Below are 21,605 nucleotides of genomic sequence, written 5' to 3'. Positions count from 1 at the left end.
GTACTCACAGTTCCAGCTCCAATCGGGGTCCTCCGGCACCGGACACGCACGGCATCACACAGTCACCGGCAGCCTTCTCGGCGTCGGTCAGATAGAGATCGCGGTGTGCGACGGCACCCGCGGCAACCGGGACACGGCATTCGCCGCACACACCCTGACGGCACAGGCTCGGCACCTCCACCCCGCGCCGTTCCAGCGCGTCGAGCATGCTCGTCCCGGACGGAACGTCGACGTCGACGCCGGTGCGCCGCAACCGGACGGTGAACGCCGTTCCCGGATCGAGGTCGGCGAACCCGAAGTGTTCGTGATGGATTCGTTGCGGCGGCCAGCCCGCGGCGCGCGCTCGACGGCTCACCTCGTCGATCAGCGGCGCGGGACCGCACGTGTAGAGGTGGGTGCCGAGCGGGCGGTCGAGCAGGGCCGGCCCCAGCGCCGACCACAGCTCGTCCGCGCCCCGATAGGCCCGTAAACGGTTGCCGCACAGCCTGCCGAGATCGTCGAGGTGTGGACCGTCGCCGTCCCGGAACACGTAGTGTACCTCGAACGAGCGTCCCCACCGCGCGGCCGCCCGGGCGTGCGAGAGGATCGGCGTGACCCCGATCCCGCCCGCGACCAGCACGTGATGCCGGGCGGTCGACACCGGCGCGAACGCGCTGCGCGGACGACTCACCTCGACGCTCTCGCCGAGACTCAGGGCGTGGATCCACAGCGACCCGCCGCGGCCGGCGTCGTCACGGCGAACCGAGATCGAGTAGGCGCCGGGCTCCACCCCGGACCCGGTGAGCGAGTACGAGTTCCGCCGCGGACGTCCGTCCGCCCCGGAGCCGCACGCGAGGACGACGTGACTGCCGGGAAGCGTACGACGGCAGCGCCGCGCCGGCAGGGTCGACGAGACGCACGTGCCGGACGTCGTCGGTGAGGTCGGCGAGCGAGCCGACTACGAGCATCGTCAAGGGCGTTCCTCCGCATCGCACATGTATCCGAGATAGGCGCCGTGACGGCGCGAGACGTGGTGGTAGACGACGAGCGTGGCACCGCAGGTGAGGCACGTGCAGCGCTCGCCCGGCGCCGAGTCCGTGGCGTGCACCTGATGGCAGTGCGCGCAGTACACGCGCCGCAGGTCGGTGCCGACCACGTCGGAGAGGATCTCCTGGTCCAGCGCGCCGGCGGCGGTGGCCAGCGCCCGCGCCTGCAGCACCGTCACCTCGTCGCCGACCAGGACCAGGCGCCATCCGACGCGGGCCGCCGCCAACTCGCGACCCAGGACGGCCTCGGCGCCCGCCGTCCACCCGGGCGGCATTCGCAGCCAACTGACGCGCCGTCCGGCGAAGCCCGCGACGAGCACCCGCGCCCGCGCCTCGGCGGCCCCGCCGAACGACAGGACCGTGACGGTGCGTCCGGCGTCGGCGAGGGCCCGCGCCTCGATGTCCCACCGCGGCACGCCGGTGGTTTCCATGCAGGCACTCATGTCGCGCCTAGGGTGCGAACGAGCGCAGGCCGACGTAGAACGCCAGTGCGCGGTCGGGGGTGGTGAACCGGATCCGGGAGCCCGCCGGGAAGAAGATCGCATCGCGTGGCCCCGACTCCTCCACCTGGCCGGTGTCGAGGTTCTCGAGCCGGAACCGGCCGTCGAGCACCACCTTCATCTCGTCGTACTCGTAGACGTAGTCGAGCGGCGCGTCGGTGTGGACCAGCTCGAAGTAGCCGGCGGCCATCGCCGACCCGTCGGGGTTGGGGTAGACGTCGGCGATGTAGCCCTCGGTGCCGGGGAACTCCGTCCGGGGCATCTGCGGCAGCGACTTCCAGAAGTCCGGGGTGACCCGGAACGCGGGCGTGGTGGCGGTGTCGGACATGTCTGCTCCTCGTGGTGCGGCGACAGTAGTAGGGGGCGCCGATCGCTGGCGTGAAACGCACAGTAATGAGATGAAACCCGGAAGCGATTACATGCCGGTTAACCCTTGTAACCGAATCCTCCTTCGTCACAACAGTTCCCAGCCCGCCATCCCCGTACGTACCGCCCCGACCCGGCCGTCACGACAACCTCACTCACCCGTAACGTGGCCGTCATCGACGGCATGTTTCCTGACATGCGACACCGATTCACCTAATGAAACACTCGTCGTCGAATCCCGAGGAGTCCACATGGCGCTCGACCCCGCCGATCTGACCGTGATGCGCCTGCCGGCCACCGCGACGCCGGACGCCCCCGCACACTCCGACCTCGCCGCGCTGGCCCGGGCCACCGACACCCGCTTCATCCTCGCGGTGTTCACCAACCTCACCGGCAAGCCGTGCGCCAAGCTCGTCCCGGTCGAAGCGGCCGAAGAACTCCAGTACGACGGCGTCGGATTCGCCGGCTACGCCGCCGCGGCGATGGGCCAGCAGCCACAAGACCCCGATCTGGTCGCGATCCCCGACCTCACGTCCTTCACCCCGATCCCGTTCGTCCGGCCCGGTCTCGCGCTGGTGCACTGCGACCCGCATGTCGAGGGCACACCCTGGCCGTTCGCGCCGCGGGTGATTCTGCGAAAGGTGCTCGCGCAGGCCGCCGAACTGGGCCTGGACGTCAAGATCGGCACCGAGATCGAATACTTCCTCGTCGACCGCGACGAGCACGGGGTGCTGCGCACCGCCGACGCCCTCGACACCTCCCGCCGACCCTGCTATGACGCCCGCGACGTCACCCGCATGTACGAACACCTCACCGCGATCTCGGCCGCGATGAACCAGCTGGGCTGGGGCAACTACGCCAACGACCACGAGGACGGCAACGGCCAGTTCGAACAGAACTTCCAGTACGCCGACGCCCTCACCACCGCCGACCGCGTCATGACCCTGCGCTACCTCATCTCGGTGCTTGCCGAACAGCGCGGCATGACGGCGACATTCATGCCCAAGCCGTTCGCCGACCGCACCGGCAGCGGCATGCACATGCACCTGTCGCTGTGGCGCGACGGCTCCCCGGTGTTCCCGGACGCCGCCGACCCCCGCGGCCTGGGCCTGTCGAGCACCGCGTACTCGTTCATCGGCGGTCTCCTCGACCACGCCTGCGCGCTGCAGGGCGTGCTGGCGCCGACGGTGAACTCCTACAAGCGGACCGGTGCGCTGTCCACCAGCAGCGGCGCGACGTGGTCGCCACGGCGGCCCACGTACGGCGGCAACGACCGCACCCACTACCTGCGCGTGCCCGACGGCAACCGGGTGGAGCTGCGCGGCGGCGACGGCTCCGCCAACCCGTACCTCGCGTCCGCCGCGACCGTCGCGGCCGGGCTCGACGGGATCCCCCGCGGCATCGACCCCGGCGAGCCGGGCAGTGGCATCGACCCCGGCACGGCGGGGAGCGGCATCGACCCCGGCACGGCGGGGAGCGGCATCGACCCCGGCACGGCGGGGAGCGGCTCCGGCGCCGACGTCCTGCCGATGACGCTGCTGCACGCGATGGACGCCCTCGCCGCGGACACCGTCGTGACCGGCGCGCTGGACGCGGCCGGGGCGGGTGTCGCCGACTACTTCACTGCCCTCAAGCGTGACGAGTTCTTCGACTGGCACAACACGGTGACGCCGTGGGAGGTGGACAGCTACCTGACCGCGTTCTGACCACCGCCAGCATCTGACATCCAAGGGAGACAACATATGTGCGGAATCGTCGGGCTCCATCTGCGGGAGCCCTCGCTGTACCCGAAACTCGGTGAGCTACTCACGGGGATGCTGGGCCAGATGGTGGACCGCGGGCCGGACTCGGCCGGGATGGCCATCTACGGTGACCCCACGTGGTCGCCGCCCGGGCACGCGACTGTGACCCTGCTCGACGCCGGCGTCACTGCGGAGGCGTTGGCCGCCGCGGTCGGGAGCGCGCTCGGCACCACGGTCGTCGGCATCGGCGCCGGACCGAACGCGGTGCTGCACGCGCCGGTTCCGGCCTCGGCACTGGCCGACGCGGCACTGGGTGAGGCCCCCGGCGCCATCCTCATCGGGTTCGGCGACGCCGTCGCGGTGCTCAAGGGCATGGGCGACCCCGTCGATCTCGCGCACCGGTTCGGACTGCCGCAGGCATCCGGCTGGCAGGGCGTCGCGCACACCCGGATGGCCACCGAATCCGCTGTCACCGCAGCGGGTTCGCACCCGTTCGCCGTCGGCTCCGACCAGTGCCTGGTCCACAACGGCTCGTTCTCCAATCACCTGAGCGTCAAGCGCGAGCTCGAGGCCGAGGGCGTCGCGTTCGACAGCGAGAACGACACCGAGGTCGGTGCCCGCTTCGTCGCGAAGCAACTCGCCGAGGGCGTCGACCTCGAGAAGGCACTGCGCCTGCTCGGCGAGCGCTTCGACGGCTTCTACACCCTGCTGGTGTCCACCGAGGACTCCTTCGCCGTCGTCCGCGATCCCATCGCGTGCAAGCCCGCGATCATCGCCGAGCACGACCGGTACGTCGCGATGGCGTCCGAGTACCGCGCCCTGGCCGGCCTGCCCGGCATCGCCGACGCCCGCATCTTCGAACCCGAGCCGGAAGAGGTTTACGTATGGCACCGCTGACCGCCACCCCGACCACGTACGACGTGTCGGAGATCGGCACCCGCGAACTCAACGCCGCACTGCAGTCGACCGCGGCCCCCGCGGCCGTCGCCGTCGTCGAACCCGCCGGCGCGCATGCCCTGGCATGCGGTCTGGACGCTCCGATCGACGTCCGCATCGAGGGCCACGTCGGCTACTACGCGGCCGGGATGAACCAGCAGGCGAACGTCGTCGTCGACGGGAACTCGGGCGTCGGTGTCGCCGAGAACATGATGTCCGGCACCGTCCGCGTCACCGGCGACGCGTCCCAGTCCGCGGGTGCCACCGCGCACGGCGGGCTGCTGGTGATCGAGGGCAACGCCGCCGCCCGGTGCGGCATCTCGATGAAGGGCGTCGACATCGTCGTCGGCGGCAGCATCGGCCACATGAGCGCGTTCATGGGACAGGCCGGACGCCTCGTCGTCCTCGGCGACGCCGGTGAGGCCCTGGGCGATTCGCTGTACGAGGCCCGCATCTACGTGCGCGGCACCGTCGCCTCGCTCGGCGCCGATTGCATCAAGAAGGAAATGCGCGACGAGCACCTCACCGAACTGCGAGAACTACTGGGCGCGGCCGGATTCGACGCCGACCCCACCGAATTCAGCCGGTACGGCTCGGCCCGCCGGCTCTACAACTTCCACGTCGACAACGCCTCGTCCTACTGACGCGCGCCACCCCCAGGAGGCCCGAATGACCACGCACACCCCCGGCCTGCGCGAATCCGCGACGTTCGACCGCGACGTCATCCACGAGATCCAGCGCGCCGCCGACACCGGCATCTACGACATCCGCGGTTGGGGTGCCAAGCGCAAGCTCCCCCACTTCGACGACCTGCTGTTCCTCGGCGCCTCGATGTCGCGCTATCCGCTCGAGGGCTACCGCGAACGCTGCGACACCGACGTGGTGCTCGGCGATCGGCACGCGAAGTTCCCTCTGCACCTCGACATCCCGATCACCATCGCGGGCATGAGCTTCGGCGCGCTGTCCGGGCGGGCGAAGGAGGCCCTGGGCCGTGGGGCCAGCGAGGTCGGCACCTCCACCACCACCGGCGACGGCGGCATGACGCCCGAGGAACGCGGCCAGTCCAAGAACCTGGTGTACCAGTACCTGCCGTCGCGGTACGGCATGAATCCCGACGACCTGCGCAAGGCCGACGCGATCGAGGTCGTCCTCGGGCAGGGCGCCAAGCCGGGCGGTGGCGGAATGCTGCTGGGGCAGAAGATCACCGACCGCGTCGCGGGGATGCGGACGCTGCCCGTCGGCGTCGACCAGCGCAGCGCGTGCCGGCACCCGGACTGGACCGGGCCGGACGACCTCGCCATCAAGATCATCGAACTCCGCGAGATCACCGGCTGGGAGAAGCCGATCTACGTCAAGGTCGGCGCCACCCGCACGTACTACGACGTCAAGCTCGCGGTGAAGGCCGGAGCCGACGTCATCGTCGTCGACGGCATGCAGGGCGGCACCGCCGCGACGCAGGACGTGTTCATCGAGCACGTCGGCATCCCGACGCTCGCCGCGATCCCGCAGGCCGTGCAGGCGCTGCAGGAGATGGACGTCCATCGGCGCGGGGCGAACGGAGCGACGGGGGAATCCGGCGGGGTGCAGTTGATCGTGTCGGGCGGCATCCGCTCGGGCGCCGACGTCGCGAAGGCGATGGCCCTCGGCGCGGACGCCGTCGCGATCGGCACCGCCGCGCTGATCGCGTTGGGCGACAACCATCCCCGCTTCCAGAAGCAGTACGAGGCGATCGGGTCGTCGGCGGGCTTCTACGACGACTTCCAGGCCGGCCGCGACCCTGCCGGGATCACCACGCAGGATCCCGAGCTACAGCAGAACTTCGACCCCGTCGAGGGCGGACGCCGGCTCGCGAACTACCTGCGAGTGCTCACGATGGAGGCGCAGACCCTCGCCCGCGCGTGCGGGAAGTCGCACCTGCGCAACCTCGAACCGCAGGACCTCGTCGCACTCACCATCGAGGCGTCGGCGATGGCCCGGGTGCCGCTGGCCGGGACGAGCTGGATTCCCGGTCAGCTCTGACATCGCACACCTTTTGCCGGCGTCGCATAGGTATTCAGTACTGAAAAGGTGTGCGATGCCGACAGAACCTTTGCGGTGCCGGCACCCTCCACAACGCTCACCGCCCGACCACCGCGCCCCGTCCACCGACAGTGGACGGGGCGCTACTGTGAGGCAATGAGCCCGTCCCAGCGCCCCGTGCACCGCGACACCACCGAGCGCGAGGTGCCGGCCGACACTCCCACCGGCGTCGACCTCGAACGCGTCATCGCGGCGCAGGTCCGCAAGCTGCGCCTGGCGAGCGGGCTGTCGGTGGGCGACATGGCCGCGCGGGTGGGCATCTCGAAGGCGATGCTGTCGAAGATCGAGAACGCGCAGACCTCCTGCAGTCTCTCGACCCTCGCACGTCTGGCCGCGGGACTGGATGTGCCGGTGACCTCCCTGTTCCGGGGCGCCGACACCACGCGCGACGCGGTGTTCGTCGAGTCCGGCAACGGCGCGGTGATCGTCGGCCGCGGCACGCGCGTCGGGCATCACTACGAACTGCTCGGCGCCCTGCGCGGGCAGCACAAGCGCCTCGAACCGGTACTCGTCACGCTCACCAACGCCAGCGAGGTGTTCCCGCTCTTCCAGCACCCCGGCACCGAACTGATCTACATGCTCGAGGGCGAGATGGTCTACGGGCACGGCGAGAGCGAGTACCGACTGCGTCCGGGCGACTCGCTACTGCTCGACGGCGAGGGCCTGCACGGCCCGAACGAACTGGTGCAGTTGCCGATTCGGTTCCTCGCGGTCACCGCGTACCCGGACAATCACCAGGAGTGACGGGTAGCGTCGCCCCATGGCGATAGCGCGAATGGGTTCGATCACCCTGGACTGTTCCGACCCTCCGACTCTGGCTGCCTTCTGGCGAGACCTACTCGGCGGAGAGATCTCCCGCTCGGGCGAGAGATACGTCAGCGTCCGGTTCGCCGGCGGCCTGCTCACCGCCATGCGCGTGCCGGGTTACCGGCCGCCCACCTGGCCGGGCGGCGAACTTCCCAAGCAGATTCACCTCGACGTGGTCGTCGACGATCTGGATGCCGCAGTAGTCGAGTCCGTGAAACTCGGCGCACGGCTCGCGCCCGAGCAGTACGCACCCGCGGTGAGCCGTGTCCTGATCGACCCGGCCGGACATCCGTTCTGCGTCTGTCTGCCCGTGGGCCCGTTGAGCGAGTGATCACAGCACGAACTTTCAATTGAGTTGAAATTTTGATGAAGGTAAGCCTATGCTCACCGACGCATCGTCGACGCGTCGGAAGGCTCCTCCATGAGATTCGCTCGATCCGGGACCGCACGCCGGTCCGGACTGTTGTCCGGCCTGGTGGCCGCGGCCCTCGTCCTGGCGGGTTGCAGTTCGAGCGAGTCGCCGGCCGAGTCCGGCAGCACCGACTTCGAGACCGTCACGATCGAACACGCCCTCGGCAAGGCGGTCATCACCGAGCAGCCCGAACGCATCGTCGCCCTCGGCATGGGCTCGGCCGAGACCGCCATCGCGCTCGGCACCGTGCCGGTCGGCGTCGAGGAATACAAGTGGGGCAGCGGCGAGACCGGCTACCTGCCGTGGATCCGCGAGGCGGTCACCGAGCGTGGCGCGGAGCTTCCCGTGCAGCTGACCGGCGGCAGCGAGATCGGCATCGAGGCGGTCGCCACGCTCGATCCGGACCTCATCCTCGCGCCGTGGTCGGGCATCACGCAGCAGCAGTACGACGCACTCAGCGCCCTCGCCCCCACCGTCGCCTACGCCGAGAAGGCGTGGACGATCACGTGGGAGGACCAGATGAAGGTGATCGGCAAGGCCATGGGCAAGTCAGCCGAGGCCGAACAGGAGATCACGAAGATCAAGTCCCAGTTCGCCGACAGCATTGCCGCGCACCCCGAGTACGCCGACGTCTCGTTCTCGTTCATCTACAACACCGGCCCCGGCACGCTGGGCGTGTTCTTCCCGAACGAGCAGCGGGTCGCGATGGTGCGCGGCCTCGGCCTGCAGGTCGATCCGATCGTGAACACCCTGCCGGAGACCGACGGCACCGACTCGTCGGTGATCGGGCTCGAGAACGCGCACCTGCTGAAGGACTCGGACCTACTGTTCACGTTCTACTCGGACCCGGCGAACCGCGCCGAGACCGAGGCACAGCCGGTGTACGCCCAGATTCCGGCCGTCGCGCGCGGGTCCGTCGTGGCCCCGACGAACCAAGCGTTCGTCACCGGCTCGTCGATGATCAATCCGCTGACTGTGCCGTGGTCGCTCGAACGCTACGTGCCGATGATCGACGAGGCGGTCGCCAAGCTCGACCAGCCCGTCGCCCAGGCCAACTAGTCAGGCCGTTCCGGCATTCTCGCCACCGGATGCTCCGCCGTCGCGTGCTCCCCCATCGCGTTCGGCCTTGAAGCGGTTCCACTCGCTGCGGGGCATCCGGTTGTCGATGATCCACCCCATGTAGTCCCGCATGTTCAGCACCCGGATGTGCGCCGGCCCCTTCGGGTCGGTGTGCGCAAGCGCCTCGGTCGCGAGGCGGCGCTGGTTCTCCAGGTACGCGTGCTCGTTCTCGAGGAATCCGCCCCACACGTCCGAATCCATTGCGTAGTAATAAGTTCGGTCTCGCGGCTTGCGGATCACTTTGACGAACCCGCGATCGATCAACCGCCGGACGTACGTCGAGACCGAACCGCGACTGGCACCGAGTTCGGTGGCCAGCTCCTCGGCGGTCACCCCGGGCGACTCGTCGATGAGCAGGTACCCGGCGATGCGGCCCTCGATCCGTGACGCTCCGGCCGACTGCCAGTAGTCGGCGAAACTCTCGACGAACCAGTGCGAGAAGTCCTCTCCCTCCGCGGGACCTCCGCGTCCGGTGTTCCTGCCCTCGCTCATGCCGCCTCGAAATCCCGATTCATCGAAGTACCTTGCCGTCGAACATTATGCCGACGTCCGGGCCGAGACTCACGACACGGCAGGGCGACCGCTGCCCGCCTCGGAGAGGACGGGCAGCGGTCGCCCCGATCGTGCGATGCGCCGCTACGTGCGCTGTTCGGTGTTCACAGCGCGTGTCACGAGCGCCTCGGCCGCATCCGCGACGGCCGCCGGATCCACCGGACCCGACCCGGACACCGTCACCGACACCATCTCGGTCACGTACGCGGTCTCGCCGTGCTCGGTGACGTCGAGACCCTCGTGCTCGTCCTCGGGCGGCACCCGCAGGCCCAGCGTGAGGTCGATGCCCTTCGCGATGATCCACGTCACCGCGAACGAGTAGGCCAGCACCACACCCACTGCCAGCGCCTGCTTGCCCAGCAGTGCGAAGCCACCTCCGTAGAACATTCCGGCGACGCCGTTCGGGGCGTCCTCGGTGGCGAGCAGACCGATCAGCAGCGTGCCGAGGATGCCGCCGACGAGGTGGATGCCGACCACGTCGAGGGCGTCGTCGTAGCCCAGGCGGAACTTCAGCGACACCGCGAAGCAGCACAGCGCGCCGGCGGCCGCGCCGATCAGCAGGGCACCGATCGGCGACACCGCACCACAGGCCGGGGTGATCGCGACCAGCGCCGCGATGAGACCCGACGCCGCACCGAGCGAGGTCGGCCGGCCCTCACGCAGACGCTCGACGAGCAGCCAGCCACAGATCCCGGCGCACGCCGCGGACACCGTGTTGAGGACGACGACGGACGCCGCATTGTCGGCCGCGAGCGCGGAGCCGCCGTTGAAGCCGAACCAACCGAACAGCAGGATGCCCGCGCCGAGCAGGGTCAGCGGAAGGTTGTGCGGGCGTGGCATGTTCGGGAATGCGTACCGCTTGCCCAGCACCAGCACCATCGCCAGCGCCGCGATGCCGGCGTTGATGTGGACGGCCGTGCCGCCCGCGAAGTCGATCGCCCCCAGCTTGTTCGCGATCCAGCCACCGATGACGCTGCCGTCGTCGGAGTCGAACGCGAACACCCAGTGCGCCACCGGAAAGTACACGAGGCTGACCCACAATCCGGCGAACAGCATCCAGGAACCGAACTTGATCCGGTCGGCGAGTGCGCCGGAGATCAACGCGACCGTGATGGCCGCGAACAGCATCTGGAATCCCGCCACCAGGGCCGGCGGCAGAGCGGGCTCCGCGGCCGGTTCGAGCAACTGCCCCAGCCCGACGAACTCGAGCGGATCGCCGAGAATGCCCAAGCCGCCCAAGGAGTTACCGAGGACGACCGAGTAGCCGAAGAGCACCCACAGCACACCGACGACGGCGAACGAGCCGAACGTCATCATCATCATGTTGAGCGAGTTGCGAATGCTCACCATGCCGCCGTAGAACAGCGCGAGCCCCGGGATCATCAACGCAACAGCAGTGAAGGCTGCCAGTAACCATGCGGTATCGGCCGCCGCGAGAGCCTGCTCCATATCTGCCCACCTTGTGTCGGCCCGTTTTACACGGGGAATCGAGGTCATCCGAGAGTGAACGGCGGCTGTAAGGGCTGCGAGTAGCTCCGGTGAACAGTGCGTAACAGGGTTCGCACAGCAAATCCGGGGTTGCGTCTGTTTCACTTCATGCAACACTGTCCATCATCAAGAAACACCGGTGACCGGAGGTCGAGATGACAGACAGCACGACGGAGCACGCACGAATCGTGATCGTGGGCGGCGGACTCGAGGGACTGTCCATCGCGTGGTCCCTGGCCGAACGCGGCGAGACCGACGTCATCGTCCTCGAACGCGACACGCTGTGCTCGGGCATGACGGGCAAGTCCAGCGGAATCGTCCGGTGCCACTACGGAGTTCCGTCACTCGCCGCGATGGCGTGGCACGGCGTCGACGTGTTCTCCCGCGCCGAGGACATCTTCGGAACCGACATCGGCTTCCGGCAGACCGGATACGTCGTCGGCGTCGACGCGGCCAACCTGACGCCACTGCACGCCAACGTCGAGATGCACCGCGGCCTCGGCGTCCCGGTGGAACTGATCGACGCCGACGCCGTCGGCACGATGTGGCCGGGACTCCACCTCGACGACTTCGCCGGGTTCGCCTACGAACCGCTCGGCGGGCACGGCGACGCGTACATGACGGGCATGGCGTACGGCGCCCGCGCCCGCGCACTGGGCGTCCGAATCCGGCAGTCCACCAGCGTTGTTCGACTGATCCAGGACGAGACCGAGCGCGTGGTGGGCGTCGCGTGCGGCGACGGCTCCGAGATCCTCTGCGACACCGTCGTACTGGCGACCGGGGTGTGGAGTCCCGCACTGGCGGCGACCGCCGGCGTGCATGTGCCGATCCGCGCGCAGCGCGAGCAACTGGTCCTGGTGGACCAGGGCGAACCCACCCCCGATGTACCGACGTTCTCGGATCTGGTCAATCTGCAATACATTCGACGCGAGCCGAACGGGCACCTGCTGGTCGGCAACAGCGACCACTCCGCACCGGAGTTCGCCGATCCGGACAACTACCTCAACCGCGCCACCGACGGGTTCGTCGAGACCGCGATCGGCAAACTCGACCGGATCCTGCCCCACATGCCCGACGCGCGGCTCGCGTCGTCGTACGCGGGTTGCTACGACATCACGCCCGACTACAACCCGATCATCGGCCCCTCCCCCGCCGAGGGCCTGTTCCTCGCGGTGGGCTTCAGCGGCCACGGCTTCAAGATCTCCCCGGCCGTGGGACGCCTGGCCGCGGACCTGCTACTCGACGGCATCAGCAGCGACCCCGCCGTCGACGGGAACGACTTCCGCTACAGCCGTTTCGACGAGGGCAAACCCCTCGCCAGCCTGCACCCGTACGCCGGCGCGGGCGAGATGCGCTGAGCCCGAGAAGACCCCCGAAACGCCGAATGTCACATGCGTTCAGTCGAACTGAACGCATGTGACATTCGGTCACACGGGGAGGGTCAGGCCAGGATGTCGCGGCGGACGATGGTCTCGTCACGGCCCGGGCCCACGCCGATGCACGACATGAACGCGCCCGAGAGCTCCTCGAGCCGCAGCACGTAGTTCTGTGCCGCGACCGGCAGCTCCTCGAAGGTGCGGGCGCCGGAGATGTCCTCGGACCAGCCCGGCATCTCCTCGTAGATCGGCTTCGCGTGGTGGATGTCGGTCTGCGTCATCGGCATCTCGTCGACACGCACACCGTCCACGTCGTACGCGACGCAGATCGGGATGGTCTCCAGGCTCGACAGCACGTCGAGCTTGGTGAGGAAGTAGTCGGTGATGCCGTTGACGCGGGTCGCGTAGCGGGCGATCACGGCGTCGAACCAGCCGGTGCGGCGCGCGCGACCGGTGGTGACACCCACCTCGCCGCCCTTGACCGCGAGGTACTCACCGGACTCGTCGAACAGCTCGGTCGGGAACGGACCCGAGCCGACGCGCGTCGTGTACGCCTTGAGGATGCCGAGCACCGTCTCGATCTTGGTGGGGCCGATGCCCGAACCGACCGACGCGCCACCGGACGTCGGGTTCGACGACGTCACATACGGGTAGGTGCCGTGGTCCACGTCGAGCAGCGTGCCCTGCGAACCCTCGAGCAGCACGGTCTCGCCGCGCTCGAGTGCCAGGTTGAGCTGCAGACGGGTGTCGGCGATCCGGTGCTTGAAGCCGGCGGCCTGCGTCAGGACCTCGTCGACCACCTGCTGCGGGTCGAGGGCCTTGCGGTTGTAGATCTTGACGAGCACCTGGTTCTTGAATTCCAGGGCGGCCTCGACCTTCTGGGTGAGGATCTTCTCGTCCAGGACGTCGGCGACGCGGACACCGACACGCGCGATCTTGTCCTGGTAGCAGGGGCCGATTCCGCGGCCCGTGGTACCGATCTTCTTGGCGCCCAGGAAGCGTTCGGTGACCTTGTCGATGGCCACGTGGTACGGCATGATCAGGTGCGCATCGGCGCTGATCAGCAGCCCGCTGGTGTCGACGCCACGCTCCTCGAGCCCGGCGAGTTCCTCGAGCAGCACGCCCGGGTCCACCACCACGCCGTTGCCGATCACATTCGTGACGCCCGGCGTGAGGATGCCCGACGGAATCAGATGGAGTGCGAACTTGTCACCGTTCGGCAGGACCACGGTGTGTCCCGCGTTGTTGCCGCCCTGGTACCGCACGACCCACTGCAGGCTTCCGCCCAGTAGATCGGTAGCTTTGCCCTTACCTTCGTCGCCCCACTGGGCACCGATGAGGACGATTGCCGGCATTTCCCTGTCTCCTACGGTCGACGTGCAGACGTATCCGACTGCATGGTCCTGCCGTGGTGTAGGCAGTGGCCGGACGCACAGTCTAGCCGAGACCGACCGTCGTCCAGCCCACTAGCCCTCCGAACCCGCCCAAAACGGGCAGCGAAGCGGCCCGACCGTTTGCGACGCCCGCCCGCGTTCGGGTAGACATCGAAATGCCTTTGCGCGCGACGGATGCTCCGTCGCCGCTGCCGTGGCGTGGCGACGAACGTGAGAAGACGGGCGGTTCGTGGCTCCAGGTTCGAACTGCTCACCCACACGCCCATCCTCCGAATCGCCGGATCCGAACCGCAGCGTCGGGGACAAGCAAGGAGTGTCATGACCCCGGTAGTGCTCAAGTGCGGCGACGGGCCGCTACCGCTGGCGCTGCGGTCGCTCGACGTGTTCAACGCGCCCGCCCTCCCCGAGAAGGACGACTTCGACGAGGCGTTCGCCAAGCTCGAGACGGTCGAGAAGCCCCGACTGGTCATCGTCGGCGACGACGGCGCGTTCGCGGCCGCGCTGACCCGGCTGATGCGCACCGAGCGCCTGCACATCGAACTCGCCTACGTTCCGGAGGAGCGGACCGACGCCACCCACGCGTACGGACTGCGGACCGGATCCAAGGCGGCCTCGATCGCCGTCTCCGGTGTGGCGCGGCCGCTGCCCCTGATCCGCGACGACGCCGGCATCGCCCTCGTCGGTGAGGCCCGCATCTACGGATCCGAGCATGCGGGCGAGTTGATCGGCGAGGCGTACGTCGACGACACCCGGCTGTTCTCCGGCACCGTCCCCGGAATGCGCATCGTTCCGATTCCCGAACTGCCCGGCGTGCGCGCGACGGTCGACAAGCGACGCTGGTTCGGCGGGCACCGCTGGCTCACCGGACGCGCCGTCCAACTCGGATCGCCGGCGGCGGTACTGACCCGCGACGGTGTCCGCACCCCGCGGGCGGTCAAACGCTCGACCTTCTACCGCCACCACGAGGACTGGCTTCTCGTCTACGGCGCCTGAACCACGCTCGCCTGGATACTGGGAGGCATGTATCCCGACTCGCGTACCCGCTCCTCCGCGGTCCGGCCGAGCCCCGTGTTCCTCGGCATCGTGGCGGTCGCCGTGCTGGGTGGTGTCCTCGCGTGGCGGTCCACGGACTACGCGACGTCGGGCCGGATCGGCGTGTTCCTGCTGGTCGTCGCGGGCTGGGTGGTCACGCTGTGCCTGCACGAGTTCGCCCATGCGTTCGTCGCGTGGCGACACGGCGACCACGACGTCGTCATGCGCGGCTACCTCACCCTCGATCCACGCAAGTACACCCAGCCGCTGCTGTCGATCGGCCTGCCGGTGCTGTTCCTTGCGATCGGCGGTATCGGACTGCCCGGCGGCGCGGTGTACCTGAGGACCGGGTCGATGCCGCCCCGCGTACAGACGCGGATCTCCCTGGCCGGGCCCGCGGTGAACGCGGCGGCCGCGGTCGTGCTGCTGGTGGTGATCCGGCTGTTCGGACTGGACGGGCACAACCAGATGTTCTGGAGTGGGCTGAGCTTCCTGGCGTTCCTACAGGTGATGGCCACCGTGCTGAACCTGCTGCCGGTGCCGGGGCTCGACGGATACGGCGCCCTCGAACCGCATCTACGGCCACGCACGCGCGAATCGCTCGACAAGATCAAACCGTACGGGCTGCTCCTGCTGATCGCGCTGCTGTTCGTCCCGCAGATCAATTCCGCGTTCTTCGACGCGATCTACTGGCTGTTCGGACTGTCGGGCATCCCCGACTACTACGCCGCCTTCGGCAGCTACCTGATGCAGTTCTGGCGGAGCTGACCCGCACAGTTCATCGCACGTGACCGCGCCGACCCCGGTCGGTTCCTGACCGGGGTCAGCCGGTCACATGGCATGACCCAGACGCCCCCGCCCGAGCCGCAGCAGCAGCAACGCAAGCGTGTGCCCCTCCGGCCCCAGGTCGTCGAAACGCGACAGCACACTCATTTCTCGGGTGTGCACCAAACGAGTACCGCCGCCGAGCATTCGCACCTCACCGATCAGACGGGAGATCTCGGTGCGCCGCTGGATCGCCGCGAGGATCTGTGAATCCAGACGGTCGATCTCGCCCCGGAGTTGCTCGATGTCGACGTCCGGTCGGCGGTCCGCCTCCCGGTTCGTCGACATGTTCGTCACCTGTGCGCTGGTCATGCCAACAACGCTAGGTACGCGGTCGCGCGGACACGTAGGTAGTTCACTACCCGATCTCGCCGGCGCCGGCCGTCAGGCGAGGACGGTGACCCAACCGTGCAGGGCGTCCGAACGCAGCGCCGCCGTGTGCCGCTTCCGCAGCGCCTCGCAGATCGGGCCCGTCGTGCCGTCGCCGACGATGCGGCCGTCCACCTCGGTCACCGGAGCCACACCGGCCGAGGTGCCGGTGGCGAAGACCTCGTCCGCGATGTACAGCTCGGTGAGATCGACCGTGCGCTCCACGACTGGGATGCCGTCCTCCGCGGCAAGTGTGAGCAGCGTGCGCCGGTTGATGCCGTCGAGGATGTCGCACGAGACGTCGGGCGTGATCAGGGTCCCGCCGCGGACCAGGAAGATGTTCGCGGCGCTGAGCTCACACACGTGCCCGGCGCCGTCGAGGAAGATCGCGTCGTCGTAGCCGGCATCGATCGCGTCCTGCTTGGCCAGCACCGAGTTCACGTACGCGCCGTTGACCTTGGCACGCGAGGGGATCGCGAAGTCGGGGATACGCCGCCACGTGCTGGTCTTCAGTCGCATGCCGTCCTGCGGGACGATCGGGACCGCGTCGTACACGAACATCGACACGACGGTCCGGCAACCACGCACCCGGGTGCCGGGAATCGACTCGTCGACGTGCACGGTGGCCCGCACGAAGACGTCCGAGCCGGGCGCGTTGGCGTCGACGAGTTCGGTTGCGGCCGAGACGAAACGGTCGAAACTCCACTCGTCGGCGAACCGGTCGATGCCGATGATCTTGCAGGACTCGACGAGACGTCGGTAGTGCTCGGCCAGGCGGAAGGCCGAGCGGACACCACCGTCGGCGTGCACCGGGAAGACGGTGTAGACACTCAGGCCGTACAGGACGGCGGACGTGGCGACTCCCAGAGTGGCCTCGGACGCGGGAACGAGTCGGTCGCCGTAGTACACGTGCGGATGCGGGATAGCCATGGCCGGGAATGCTATCGACGCCGCGCCCCGGCGGAAAGCGAATTCGGGCCCGCCCGGCCGCCGCGGCATCCCACCGTCACCGCGCCCGGCCCGGCCCGGCACACTGTGCGCATGCTCCATCTGCGGATCCTCTCGCCCACCGATCTCACGGACGACGCGGTCCGCATCCTGGAGGACGAACCGGCCGTCAGCGGGCTCGCCGTCCTCCGTGGCGCGGCGGTGCGCCCGACCGGCGACCTCGTCCACGCCGACATCGCCCGCGAGGTCGCGAACGACGTGATCGAGAAGCTCCGCGCCACCGACCTGCACCACCGCGGCARCATCGAGATCGAGCCGGTGACGACCTGGCTGTCCCGGAGCGGACTCGACGCCGAGCTCAGCAGCCCGGGCAGCAGCGCCGACGCCGTGGTGTGGGCGGAGGTCGCGCAGCGGTCCTACGAGGACGTCGAACTGAACTGGACGTACCTGAGCTTCATGACGATGGCGACGCTGCTGGCGGGGATCGCGATCATCACCGACTCGCAGATCCTCGTCATCGGTGCGATGGTCCTCGGCCCCGAGTTCGGCGCGATCGCCGCGCTCGGTGTCGCCCTGGTCAAGCGCCGCTTCGTGCTGCTCGCGACCGCCGTGCGGACCCTTCTGGTCGGATTCGCCGTCGCGATCGGGGTGACCGCGCTGGCCGCCGTGGGCGGACGGATGCTCGGCTGGATGACGATCGACGACGTCACCGGACCCCGCCCGGACACCGCGTTCATCTATTCACCCGACAAGTGGTCGTTCATCGTTGCCGTCATCGCGGCGGCCGCGGGGGTGCTGTCGATCACCTCGGCGAAGCTCGGCGGGCTGTCCGGTGTGTTCATCTCGGTGACAACGGTTCCCGCGGCCGGCAACATCGGCCTCGCACTGGCCTTCGGCGCCTGGCACGAGGTCTGGGGCAGCACCCAGCAGCTGCTGCTGAACCTGTCCGGGATGGCGCTGGCCGGGTGGGCGACACTGGCGATCCAGCAGGCCGTGTGGTCTCGGGTGTCGGTGCGCCGAGCCCGCGCGCTGGACCGGCGGCGCCGCATGCTGTGACGGCCRGCAGCGCGGATCACCGATTGCGGCGCGCCACCTCCTCGGCGACCGCCCGCAACCCGGCGCGCAACGAAGCGGGCTCCAGCACCTCGATGCCGCCGCCGAGCGCGGTGAGCTGATCGAGCGCCACCTCCTCGGCCTCGAGCATCAGATCGACCGTCACCCAGCCCTGCTCGTCCGCCTCGGACGGTTCGACACGCGCCGCCTCCTCCCCCACGACGTCCGGCAGCCGTCGCCACGCGTACGGCGACAGCCGCAGCCGGCACGGGTACCGCAGCAACGCCCGGTCGAACTCCGCCATCGACGCCGCCCACCACGCGGCCAGGTCGAAGTCGTCCGGGCGCGCGGCCTGCGCATCCAGCACCTGCGCGCCGTCGATCCGCGAGACCCGGTACGACAACGTCCGATCCCGGTGCCGCGCCACGAGGTACCAGACACCCGCCTTCGCGACCAGGCCGAGAGGATCGAGGGTGCGGGTGGCCTCGCCACCCCGACGCCGGTACCGGATGCGGAGCCGTCGCCCCTCGAACACCGCGGCCGCCACCGCCGGCAGGTGCTCCCCCGACGGCGTCGACTCGAACCAGCCCGGCGCGTCCACGTGCAGGCGCTCGCGCCACAGCAGGGCGCCGGCCCGGAGCGGAAGCGGCAGCGCCCCCAGCAGTTTCGACTCCGCGCGGGCCGCGACGTCGGCGAGCCCGAGGTCCTGCGCGACGTCCGGGATACCGAGCAGCATGAGCGCGGAGGTCTCCGCGCCCGTCATGCCGCTGAGCTTGGACTGCCAGCCGTCGAGCAGACGGATCCCACCGCCGGGCCCGCTCTCGGTCCACACCGGAACCCCGGCGGCCTGTAGCGCCGCGACGTCGCGATAGACCGTCCGCACCGAGACGCCGAGTTGCTCGGCCAGCCGGGCGGCAGTGGTGCCGGGGCCACCCTGCAAGCGCAGCATCAGATTGAGCAGTCGGGAGGAGCGCACCCGGAAAGTCTACGAATAATCACTGACACAAGATGTCAGTGATCGGCGCGCACACTGACGGCATGACAACCTGGCAGGAGTTCTCCGAGCAGGCCCCGGCGCTGGCCGAGGCAGTCCGTGCGCGACTGACCGCGCACAAGCACCACGTGATCGCGACGCTGCGCGCCGACGGCTCACCGCGCGTGAGCGGCACCGAGGTCGAGATCTTCCGGGGGCTGCTCGTGCTCGGCTCGATGCCCGGCGCCCGCAAGGTCCGGGACCTGCAACGGGATCCGCGGTACTCGTTGCACTCGAATCCGGGCCACCACTCGATGGAGGGCGGCGACGCCAAGATCTCCGGTCGCGCCCGCGAACTGACCGGCACCGAGAATCAGGCGATCCTCGACTCCTATCCCGAGAACCCCGGCGACGACGCACAGATCTTCGAACTGAGCGTCGACGAGGTGGTGCTGACCACGGTGTCGGAGGATCGCCTGCACGTCGACCTGTGGCGGCCCGGCGCCGACGTCACCAGGACCAGCCGGTGACCGCGCCGGACCTGACCGGGCGGGTCGCCCTCGTCGCCGGTGCGACACGGGGTGCCGGCCGGGCCATCGCGGTCGAATTGGCGCGGGCCGGAGCCACCGTCTACGCGACCGGCCGCAGCAGCCGGGTGGCCGGGCCGTCGGAGATCGAGCGACCCGAGACCATCGAGGAGACCGGCGAACTCATCGCTGCCGCCGGCGGCGACGGTGTGGCGCTGCGCGTCGACCATCTCGAACCCGACCAGGTGCGCGCACTGATCGACCGGATCGACTCCGAACACGGCCGCCTCGACATCCTGGTCAACGACATCTTCGGCGGCGACCGTTACGCCCAGTTCGGCACCACACTGTGGGAGCACGACCTCGACGGCGGCCTGCGCATGCTGCGTATGGGCATCGACACCCATGTGATCACCAGCCACTTCGCGCTGCCCCTGCTGATCCGCCGGCCGGGCGGGCTGGTCGTCGAGATGACCGACGGCACCGCCGACTACAACGTCGCCTACCGGCACCAGGTCGGGTTCTACTACGACCTGGTCAAGGCGGCGGTGCAGCGGATGACGACCGCGCAGGCGTACGAGCTCGCCCCGCACGGTGGCGCCGCCGTCGCGGTGACCCCCGGCTGGCTGCGGTCGGAGATGATGCTGGAGGTGTTCGGCGTCACCGAGGACAACTGGCGCGACGCCCTCGATCGAGTACCGCACTTCGCGATCTCGGAGTCCCCGACATTCGTCGGCCGGGCGGTCGCGGCGCTGGCGGCGGCGCCGGATGCAGGCGGATACAGCGGCCAGGTCGTCTCGAGCGGCCAACTGGCCGCGCGATACGGCTTCACCGACGTGGACGGCTCCCGCCCCGACTGCTGGCGGTACATCGTCGAGGTGCAGGACCGGGACCTGCCCGCGAACACCGAGGGCTATCGGTGACCGCTCCGCGTCACCGCGTCACCAAGTGAGGTCCTCCTGGCAGCGCGAGCCCTCGGCCCCGGACTCCACCTGAACGGTGGCGTGGCTCAGGCCGTGCGTGTCCAGCACGGTCTTGGCCGACGCCAGCACCCGCTGCGAGTCCGAATCGGTGGTCAGATGCACCGTCGCGACGTCCATGCCGGTGGTCAGGGTCCACACGTGCAGGTCGTGGACGTCCGACACCCCGGGCACCGCACACAGATCCGCCCGGACGGCGTCGACGTCGATATTGGCGGGCGATGCCTGCGTGAGGATCCGCAGCGCCGAACCGGCGAGCTTGAGTGCGCGCGGCACCACCCACAGGGAGATCAGCACACCGACGACGACGTCGGCGTAGGTCCAGTCGAACAACACCAGAGCGGCGCCGGCGATCAGGACACCGACGCTACCGACCGCGTCGGCGAGCACCTCGAGGTACGCGCCGCGGACGGCGATGGAGTCCTTCGCGTCGCCGCGCAGCATCAGCATCACCACGATGTTGGCGGCCAGGCCCGCGGCCGCGGTGGCCATCAGCGGGACGCCGGGGATCTCGGGGACGTCACCGATCCGGCCGATGGCCTCGTACATCACGAACGCGGCCACGCCCAGCAGCAGCACGGCGTTGGCCATCGCCGTGAGAACCTCGGCACGGTGCCAGCCGAACGTGCGGGCCGCGGCCTTGGACCCCTGCTTCGCGAGCAACAGCGCCACGAGCCCCATCGACATGCCGACGACGTCGGTGAGCATGTGCCCGGCGTCGGCGAGCAGCGCCAGGGATCCGATCGCGAGGCCGACGACCACCTCGAGGATCAGGAACGCGATCAGAATCCCGAGCGCGATCACCATCTTGCGGATCCGTGTATGCGACGGACCGGCGGCGCCGACGCCCGAAGTGTTGCCGTGGCTGTGCCCGTGACCGGCTCCCATGATCACCCTCCTCGTAAGTCCGGCCCATCATATGCATACATTCGCATATATGAAAAGGAGTCAGAGTTCGGGCTTGTAGGCGGGGTTGGGAACTGTCGGCGGCAGCGTCGCGATCGCCGAGATCCGCTCGAGTCCCGCGACCTGCAGAAGATCCACGATGAGCGACCGGATCTGCGCGAACACCACGGTCGCGGAGATGCCGGCCCTCTCGACG

At 69.1% G+C, this 21,605-nt stretch carries 22 protein-coding genes and 2 pseudogenes; 13 read left to right on the top strand and 11 right to left on the bottom strand.

Features of this window, described 5'->3' with window-relative positions; all coding sequences use genetic code 11:
* Positions 1–4: 4 nt before the first annotated feature.
* From AB4Z09_RS22845 to AB4Z09_RS22835, 3 genes and pseudogenes are all read right to left on the bottom strand, one after another.
* A pseudogene (locus AB4Z09_RS22845) lies at positions 5–947 on the bottom strand (PDR/VanB family oxidoreductase).
* Between the two features lie 2 nt (positions 948–949).
* On the bottom strand, positions 950–1,456 hold the full coding sequence (locus AB4Z09_RS22840) for a dimethylamine monooxygenase subunit DmmA family protein (RefSeq protein ID WP_442240729.1): 507 nt from the start codon (positions 1,454–1,456) through the stop codon (positions 950–952).
* A gap of 19 nt (positions 1,457–1,475) precedes the next feature.
* A complete protein-coding gene (locus tag AB4Z09_RS22835; RefSeq protein ID WP_442240728.1) occupies positions 1,476–1,853 on the bottom strand; it encodes an ethanolamine utilization protein in 378 nt (125 codons plus the stop codon).
* A 289-nt stretch (positions 1,854–2,142) separates the two neighbouring features.
* Here AB4Z09_RS22835 and glnT point away from each other — a divergent pair, with 289 nt between their 5' ends.
* From glnT to AB4Z09_RS22800, 7 genes are all read left to right on the top strand, one after another.
* A complete protein-coding gene (gene glnT, locus AB4Z09_RS22830) occupies positions 2,143–3,597 on the top strand; it encodes a type III glutamate--ammonia ligase (RefSeq protein WP_442240727.1) in 1,455 nt (484 codons plus the stop codon).
* A 36-nt stretch (positions 3,598–3,633) separates the two neighbouring features.
* Positions 3,634–4,530, top strand: a complete 897-nt coding sequence (locus AB4Z09_RS22825) for a class II glutamine amidotransferase (RefSeq protein WP_174912942.1) — start codon at positions 3,634–3,636, stop codon at positions 4,528–4,530.
* On the top strand, positions 4,518–5,213 hold the full coding sequence (locus AB4Z09_RS22820; protein WP_174912945.1) for a protein glxC: 696 nt from the start codon (positions 4,518–4,520) through the stop codon (positions 5,211–5,213). The genes AB4Z09_RS22825 and AB4Z09_RS22820 overlap by 13 nt, the downstream gene beginning before the upstream one ends.
* A gap of 25 nt (positions 5,214–5,238) precedes the next feature.
* Complete coding sequence (locus tag AB4Z09_RS22815; RefSeq protein WP_174912948.1) at positions 5,239–6,588, top strand: FMN-binding glutamate synthase family protein; 1,350 nt, start codon at positions 5,239–5,241, stop codon at positions 6,586–6,588.
* Between the two features lie 156 nt (positions 6,589–6,744).
* Positions 6,745–7,392 carry a helix-turn-helix domain-containing protein gene (locus tag AB4Z09_RS22810; protein ID WP_442240726.1) on the top strand — a complete coding sequence of 216 codons (648 nt, stop codon included), beginning with the start codon at positions 6,745–6,747 and terminating at the stop codon, positions 7,390–7,392.
* 16 nt (positions 7,393–7,408) lie between these two features.
* Positions 7,409–7,786: a VOC family protein gene (locus AB4Z09_RS22805; RefSeq protein WP_114721644.1), complete on the top strand. Its 378-nt coding sequence runs from the start codon at positions 7,409–7,411 to the stop codon at positions 7,784–7,786.
* A gap of 90 nt (positions 7,787–7,876) precedes the next feature.
* Positions 7,877–8,926, top strand: coding sequence for an ABC transporter substrate-binding protein (locus AB4Z09_RS22800; protein WP_442240725.1), 1,050 nt, complete (start codon positions 7,877–7,879; stop codon positions 8,924–8,926).
* Here AB4Z09_RS22800 and AB4Z09_RS22795 read toward each other — a convergent pair whose 3' ends face one another.
* Both AB4Z09_RS22795 and AB4Z09_RS22790 read right to left on the bottom strand, forming a co-directional pair.
* A complete protein-coding gene (locus AB4Z09_RS22795) occupies positions 8,927–9,478 on the bottom strand; it encodes a GbsR/MarR family transcriptional regulator (RefSeq protein WP_442240724.1) in 552 nt (183 codons plus the stop codon). It lies immediately after the preceding gene.
* 144 nt (positions 9,479–9,622) lie between these two features.
* Entirely contained in the window at positions 9,623–10,987 is a 1,365-nt protein-coding gene (locus AB4Z09_RS22790; RefSeq protein ID WP_442240723.1) for an ammonium transporter, read from the bottom strand.
* A gap of 194 nt (positions 10,988–11,181) precedes the next feature.
* On the opposite strand from AB4Z09_RS22790, the gene AB4Z09_RS22785 reads away from it, so the two are divergent.
* The gene (locus AB4Z09_RS22785; protein WP_442240722.1) at positions 11,182–12,384 is read left to right on the top strand and encodes an NAD(P)/FAD-dependent oxidoreductase; all 1,203 of its coding nucleotides are present in this window, start codon (positions 11,182–11,184) and stop codon (positions 12,382–12,384) included.
* A gap of 83 nt (positions 12,385–12,467) precedes the next feature.
* Here the strand turns inward: AB4Z09_RS22785 and AB4Z09_RS22780 are convergent, their stop codons facing one another.
* Positions 12,468–13,757, bottom strand: coding sequence for an adenylosuccinate synthase (locus tag AB4Z09_RS22780; protein ID WP_174912962.1), 1,290 nt, complete (start codon positions 13,755–13,757; stop codon positions 12,468–12,470).
* 357 nt (positions 13,758–14,114) lie between these two features.
* Here AB4Z09_RS22780 and AB4Z09_RS22775 point away from each other — a divergent pair, with 357 nt between their 5' ends.
* The gene (locus tag AB4Z09_RS22775) at positions 14,115–14,789 is read left to right on the top strand and encodes a hypothetical protein (protein WP_114721632.1); all 675 of its coding nucleotides are present in this window, start codon (positions 14,115–14,117) and stop codon (positions 14,787–14,789) included.
* 27 nt (positions 14,790–14,816) lie between these two features.
* Positions 14,817–15,596 (top strand): site-2 protease family protein, encoded by a 780-nt coding sequence (locus AB4Z09_RS22770; RefSeq protein WP_442240721.1) that lies wholly within the window; start codon positions 14,817–14,819, stop codon positions 15,594–15,596.
* A 63-nt stretch (positions 15,597–15,659) separates the two neighbouring features.
* Here AB4Z09_RS22770 and AB4Z09_RS22765 read toward each other — a convergent pair whose 3' ends face one another.
* A complete protein-coding gene (locus AB4Z09_RS22765; protein ID WP_114721628.1) occupies positions 15,660–15,965 on the bottom strand; it encodes a chorismate mutase in 306 nt (101 codons plus the stop codon).
* A 72-nt stretch (positions 15,966–16,037) separates the two neighbouring features.
* Positions 16,038–16,952: an aminotransferase class IV gene (locus tag AB4Z09_RS22760; RefSeq protein ID WP_174912968.1), complete on the bottom strand. Its 915-nt coding sequence runs from the start codon at positions 16,950–16,952 to the stop codon at positions 16,038–16,040.
* 111 nt (positions 16,953–17,063) lie between these two features.
* On the opposite strand from AB4Z09_RS22760, the gene AB4Z09_RS22755 reads away from it, so the two are divergent.
* Positions 17,064–18,026, top strand: coding sequence for a DUF389 domain-containing protein (locus AB4Z09_RS22755; protein ID WP_442240720.1), 963 nt, complete (start codon positions 17,064–17,066; stop codon positions 18,024–18,026).
* 16 nt (positions 18,027–18,042) lie between these two features.
* Here AB4Z09_RS22755 and AB4Z09_RS22750 read toward each other — a convergent pair whose 3' ends face one another.
* Positions 18,043–18,999: a helix-turn-helix transcriptional regulator gene (locus AB4Z09_RS22750; RefSeq protein WP_174912970.1), complete on the bottom strand. Its 957-nt coding sequence runs from the start codon at positions 18,997–18,999 to the stop codon at positions 18,043–18,045.
* A gap of 62 nt (positions 19,000–19,061) precedes the next feature.
* Here AB4Z09_RS22750 and AB4Z09_RS22745 point away from each other — a divergent pair, with 62 nt between their 5' ends.
* Complete coding sequence (locus AB4Z09_RS22745) at positions 19,062–19,526, top strand: pyridoxamine 5'-phosphate oxidase family protein (RefSeq protein ID WP_442240719.1); 465 nt, start codon at positions 19,062–19,064, stop codon at positions 19,524–19,526.
* Positions 19,523–20,446, top strand: coding sequence for an SDR family oxidoreductase (locus tag AB4Z09_RS22740; RefSeq protein WP_442240718.1), 924 nt, complete (start codon positions 19,523–19,525; stop codon positions 20,444–20,446). The genes AB4Z09_RS22745 and AB4Z09_RS22740 overlap by 4 nt, the downstream gene beginning before the upstream one ends.
* Positions 20,447–20,464: 18 nt before the next feature.
* Here AB4Z09_RS22740 and AB4Z09_RS22735 read toward each other — a convergent pair whose 3' ends face one another.
* A complete protein-coding gene (locus AB4Z09_RS22735; protein ID WP_114721622.1) occupies positions 20,465–21,391 on the bottom strand; it encodes a cation diffusion facilitator family transporter in 927 nt (308 codons plus the stop codon).
* Between the two features lie 60 nt (positions 21,392–21,451).
* Positions 21,452–21,605, bottom strand: a pseudogene (locus AB4Z09_RS22730) (FUSC family protein); the annotation flags it as partial.

The sequence above is a fragment of the Rhodococcus sp. TAF43 genome, assembly GCF_052113525.1.
Classification (GTDB): domain Bacteria; phylum Actinomycetota; class Actinomycetes; order Mycobacteriales; family Mycobacteriaceae; genus Prescottella.
This window is presented reverse-complemented; position numbering and strand designations above follow the sequence as displayed.

What these genes read in the sequence shown, in the direction of transcription:
- glnT (WP_442240727.1), top strand. Translation starts at nt 2,143, where the DNA reads ATGGCGCTCGACCCCGCCGATCTGACCGTGATGCGCCTGCCGGCCACC.
- AB4Z09_RS22745 (WP_442240719.1), top strand. Translation starts at nt 19,062, where the DNA reads ATGACAACCTGGCAGGAGTTCTCCGAGCAGGCCCCGGCGCTGGCCGAG.
- AB4Z09_RS22795 (WP_442240724.1), bottom strand. Translation starts at nt 9,478, where the DNA reads ATGAGCGAGGGCAGGAACACCGGACGCGGAGGTCCCGCGGAGGGAGAG.
- AB4Z09_RS22735 (WP_114721622.1), bottom strand. Translation starts at nt 21,391, where the DNA reads ATGGGAGCCGGTCACGGGCACAGCCACGGCAACACTTCGGGCGTCGGC.
- AB4Z09_RS22815 (WP_174912948.1), top strand. Translation starts at nt 5,239, where the DNA reads ATGACCACGCACACCCCCGGCCTGCGCGAATCCGCGACGTTCGACCGC.
- AB4Z09_RS22820 (WP_174912945.1), top strand. Translation starts at nt 4,518, where the DNA reads ATGGCACCGCTGACCGCCACCCCGACCACGTACGACGTGTCGGAGATC.
- AB4Z09_RS22770 (WP_442240721.1), top strand. Translation starts at nt 14,817, where the DNA reads ATGTATCCCGACTCGCGTACCCGCTCCTCCGCGGTCCGGCCGAGCCCC.
- AB4Z09_RS22800 (WP_442240725.1), top strand. Translation starts at nt 7,877, where the DNA reads ATGAGATTCGCTCGATCCGGGACCGCACGCCGGTCCGGACTGTTGTCC.
- AB4Z09_RS22810 (WP_442240726.1), top strand. Translation starts at nt 6,745, where the DNA reads ATGAGCCCGTCCCAGCGCCCCGTGCACCGCGACACCACCGAGCGCGAG.
- AB4Z09_RS22805 (WP_114721644.1), top strand. Translation starts at nt 7,409, where the DNA reads ATGGCGATAGCGCGAATGGGTTCGATCACCCTGGACTGTTCCGACCCT.
- AB4Z09_RS22835 (WP_442240728.1), bottom strand. Translation starts at nt 1,853, where the DNA reads ATGTCCGACACCGCCACCACGCCCGCGTTCCGGGTCACCCCGGACTTC.
- AB4Z09_RS22790 (WP_442240723.1), bottom strand. Translation starts at nt 10,987, where the DNA reads ATGGAGCAGGCTCTCGCGGCGGCCGATACCGCATGGTTACTGGCAGCC.
- AB4Z09_RS22785 (WP_442240722.1), top strand. Translation starts at nt 11,182, where the DNA reads ATGACAGACAGCACGACGGAGCACGCACGAATCGTGATCGTGGGCGGC.
- AB4Z09_RS22760 (WP_174912968.1), bottom strand. Translation starts at nt 16,952, where the DNA reads ATGGCTATCCCGCATCCGCACGTGTACTACGGCGACCGACTCGTTCCC.
- AB4Z09_RS22765 (WP_114721628.1), bottom strand. Translation starts at nt 15,965, where the DNA reads ATGACCAGCGCACAGGTGACGAACATGTCGACGAACCGGGAGGCGGAC.
- AB4Z09_RS22840 (WP_442240729.1), bottom strand. Translation starts at nt 1,456, where the DNA reads ATGGAAACCACCGGCGTGCCGCGGTGGGACATCGAGGCGCGGGCCCTC.
- AB4Z09_RS22775 (WP_114721632.1), top strand. Translation starts at nt 14,115, where the DNA reads ATGACCCCGGTAGTGCTCAAGTGCGGCGACGGGCCGCTACCGCTGGCG.
- AB4Z09_RS22780 (WP_174912962.1), bottom strand. Translation starts at nt 13,757, where the DNA reads ATGCCGGCAATCGTCCTCATCGGTGCCCAGTGGGGCGACGAAGGTAAG.
- AB4Z09_RS22825 (WP_174912942.1), top strand. Translation starts at nt 3,634, where the DNA reads ATGTGCGGAATCGTCGGGCTCCATCTGCGGGAGCCCTCGCTGTACCCG.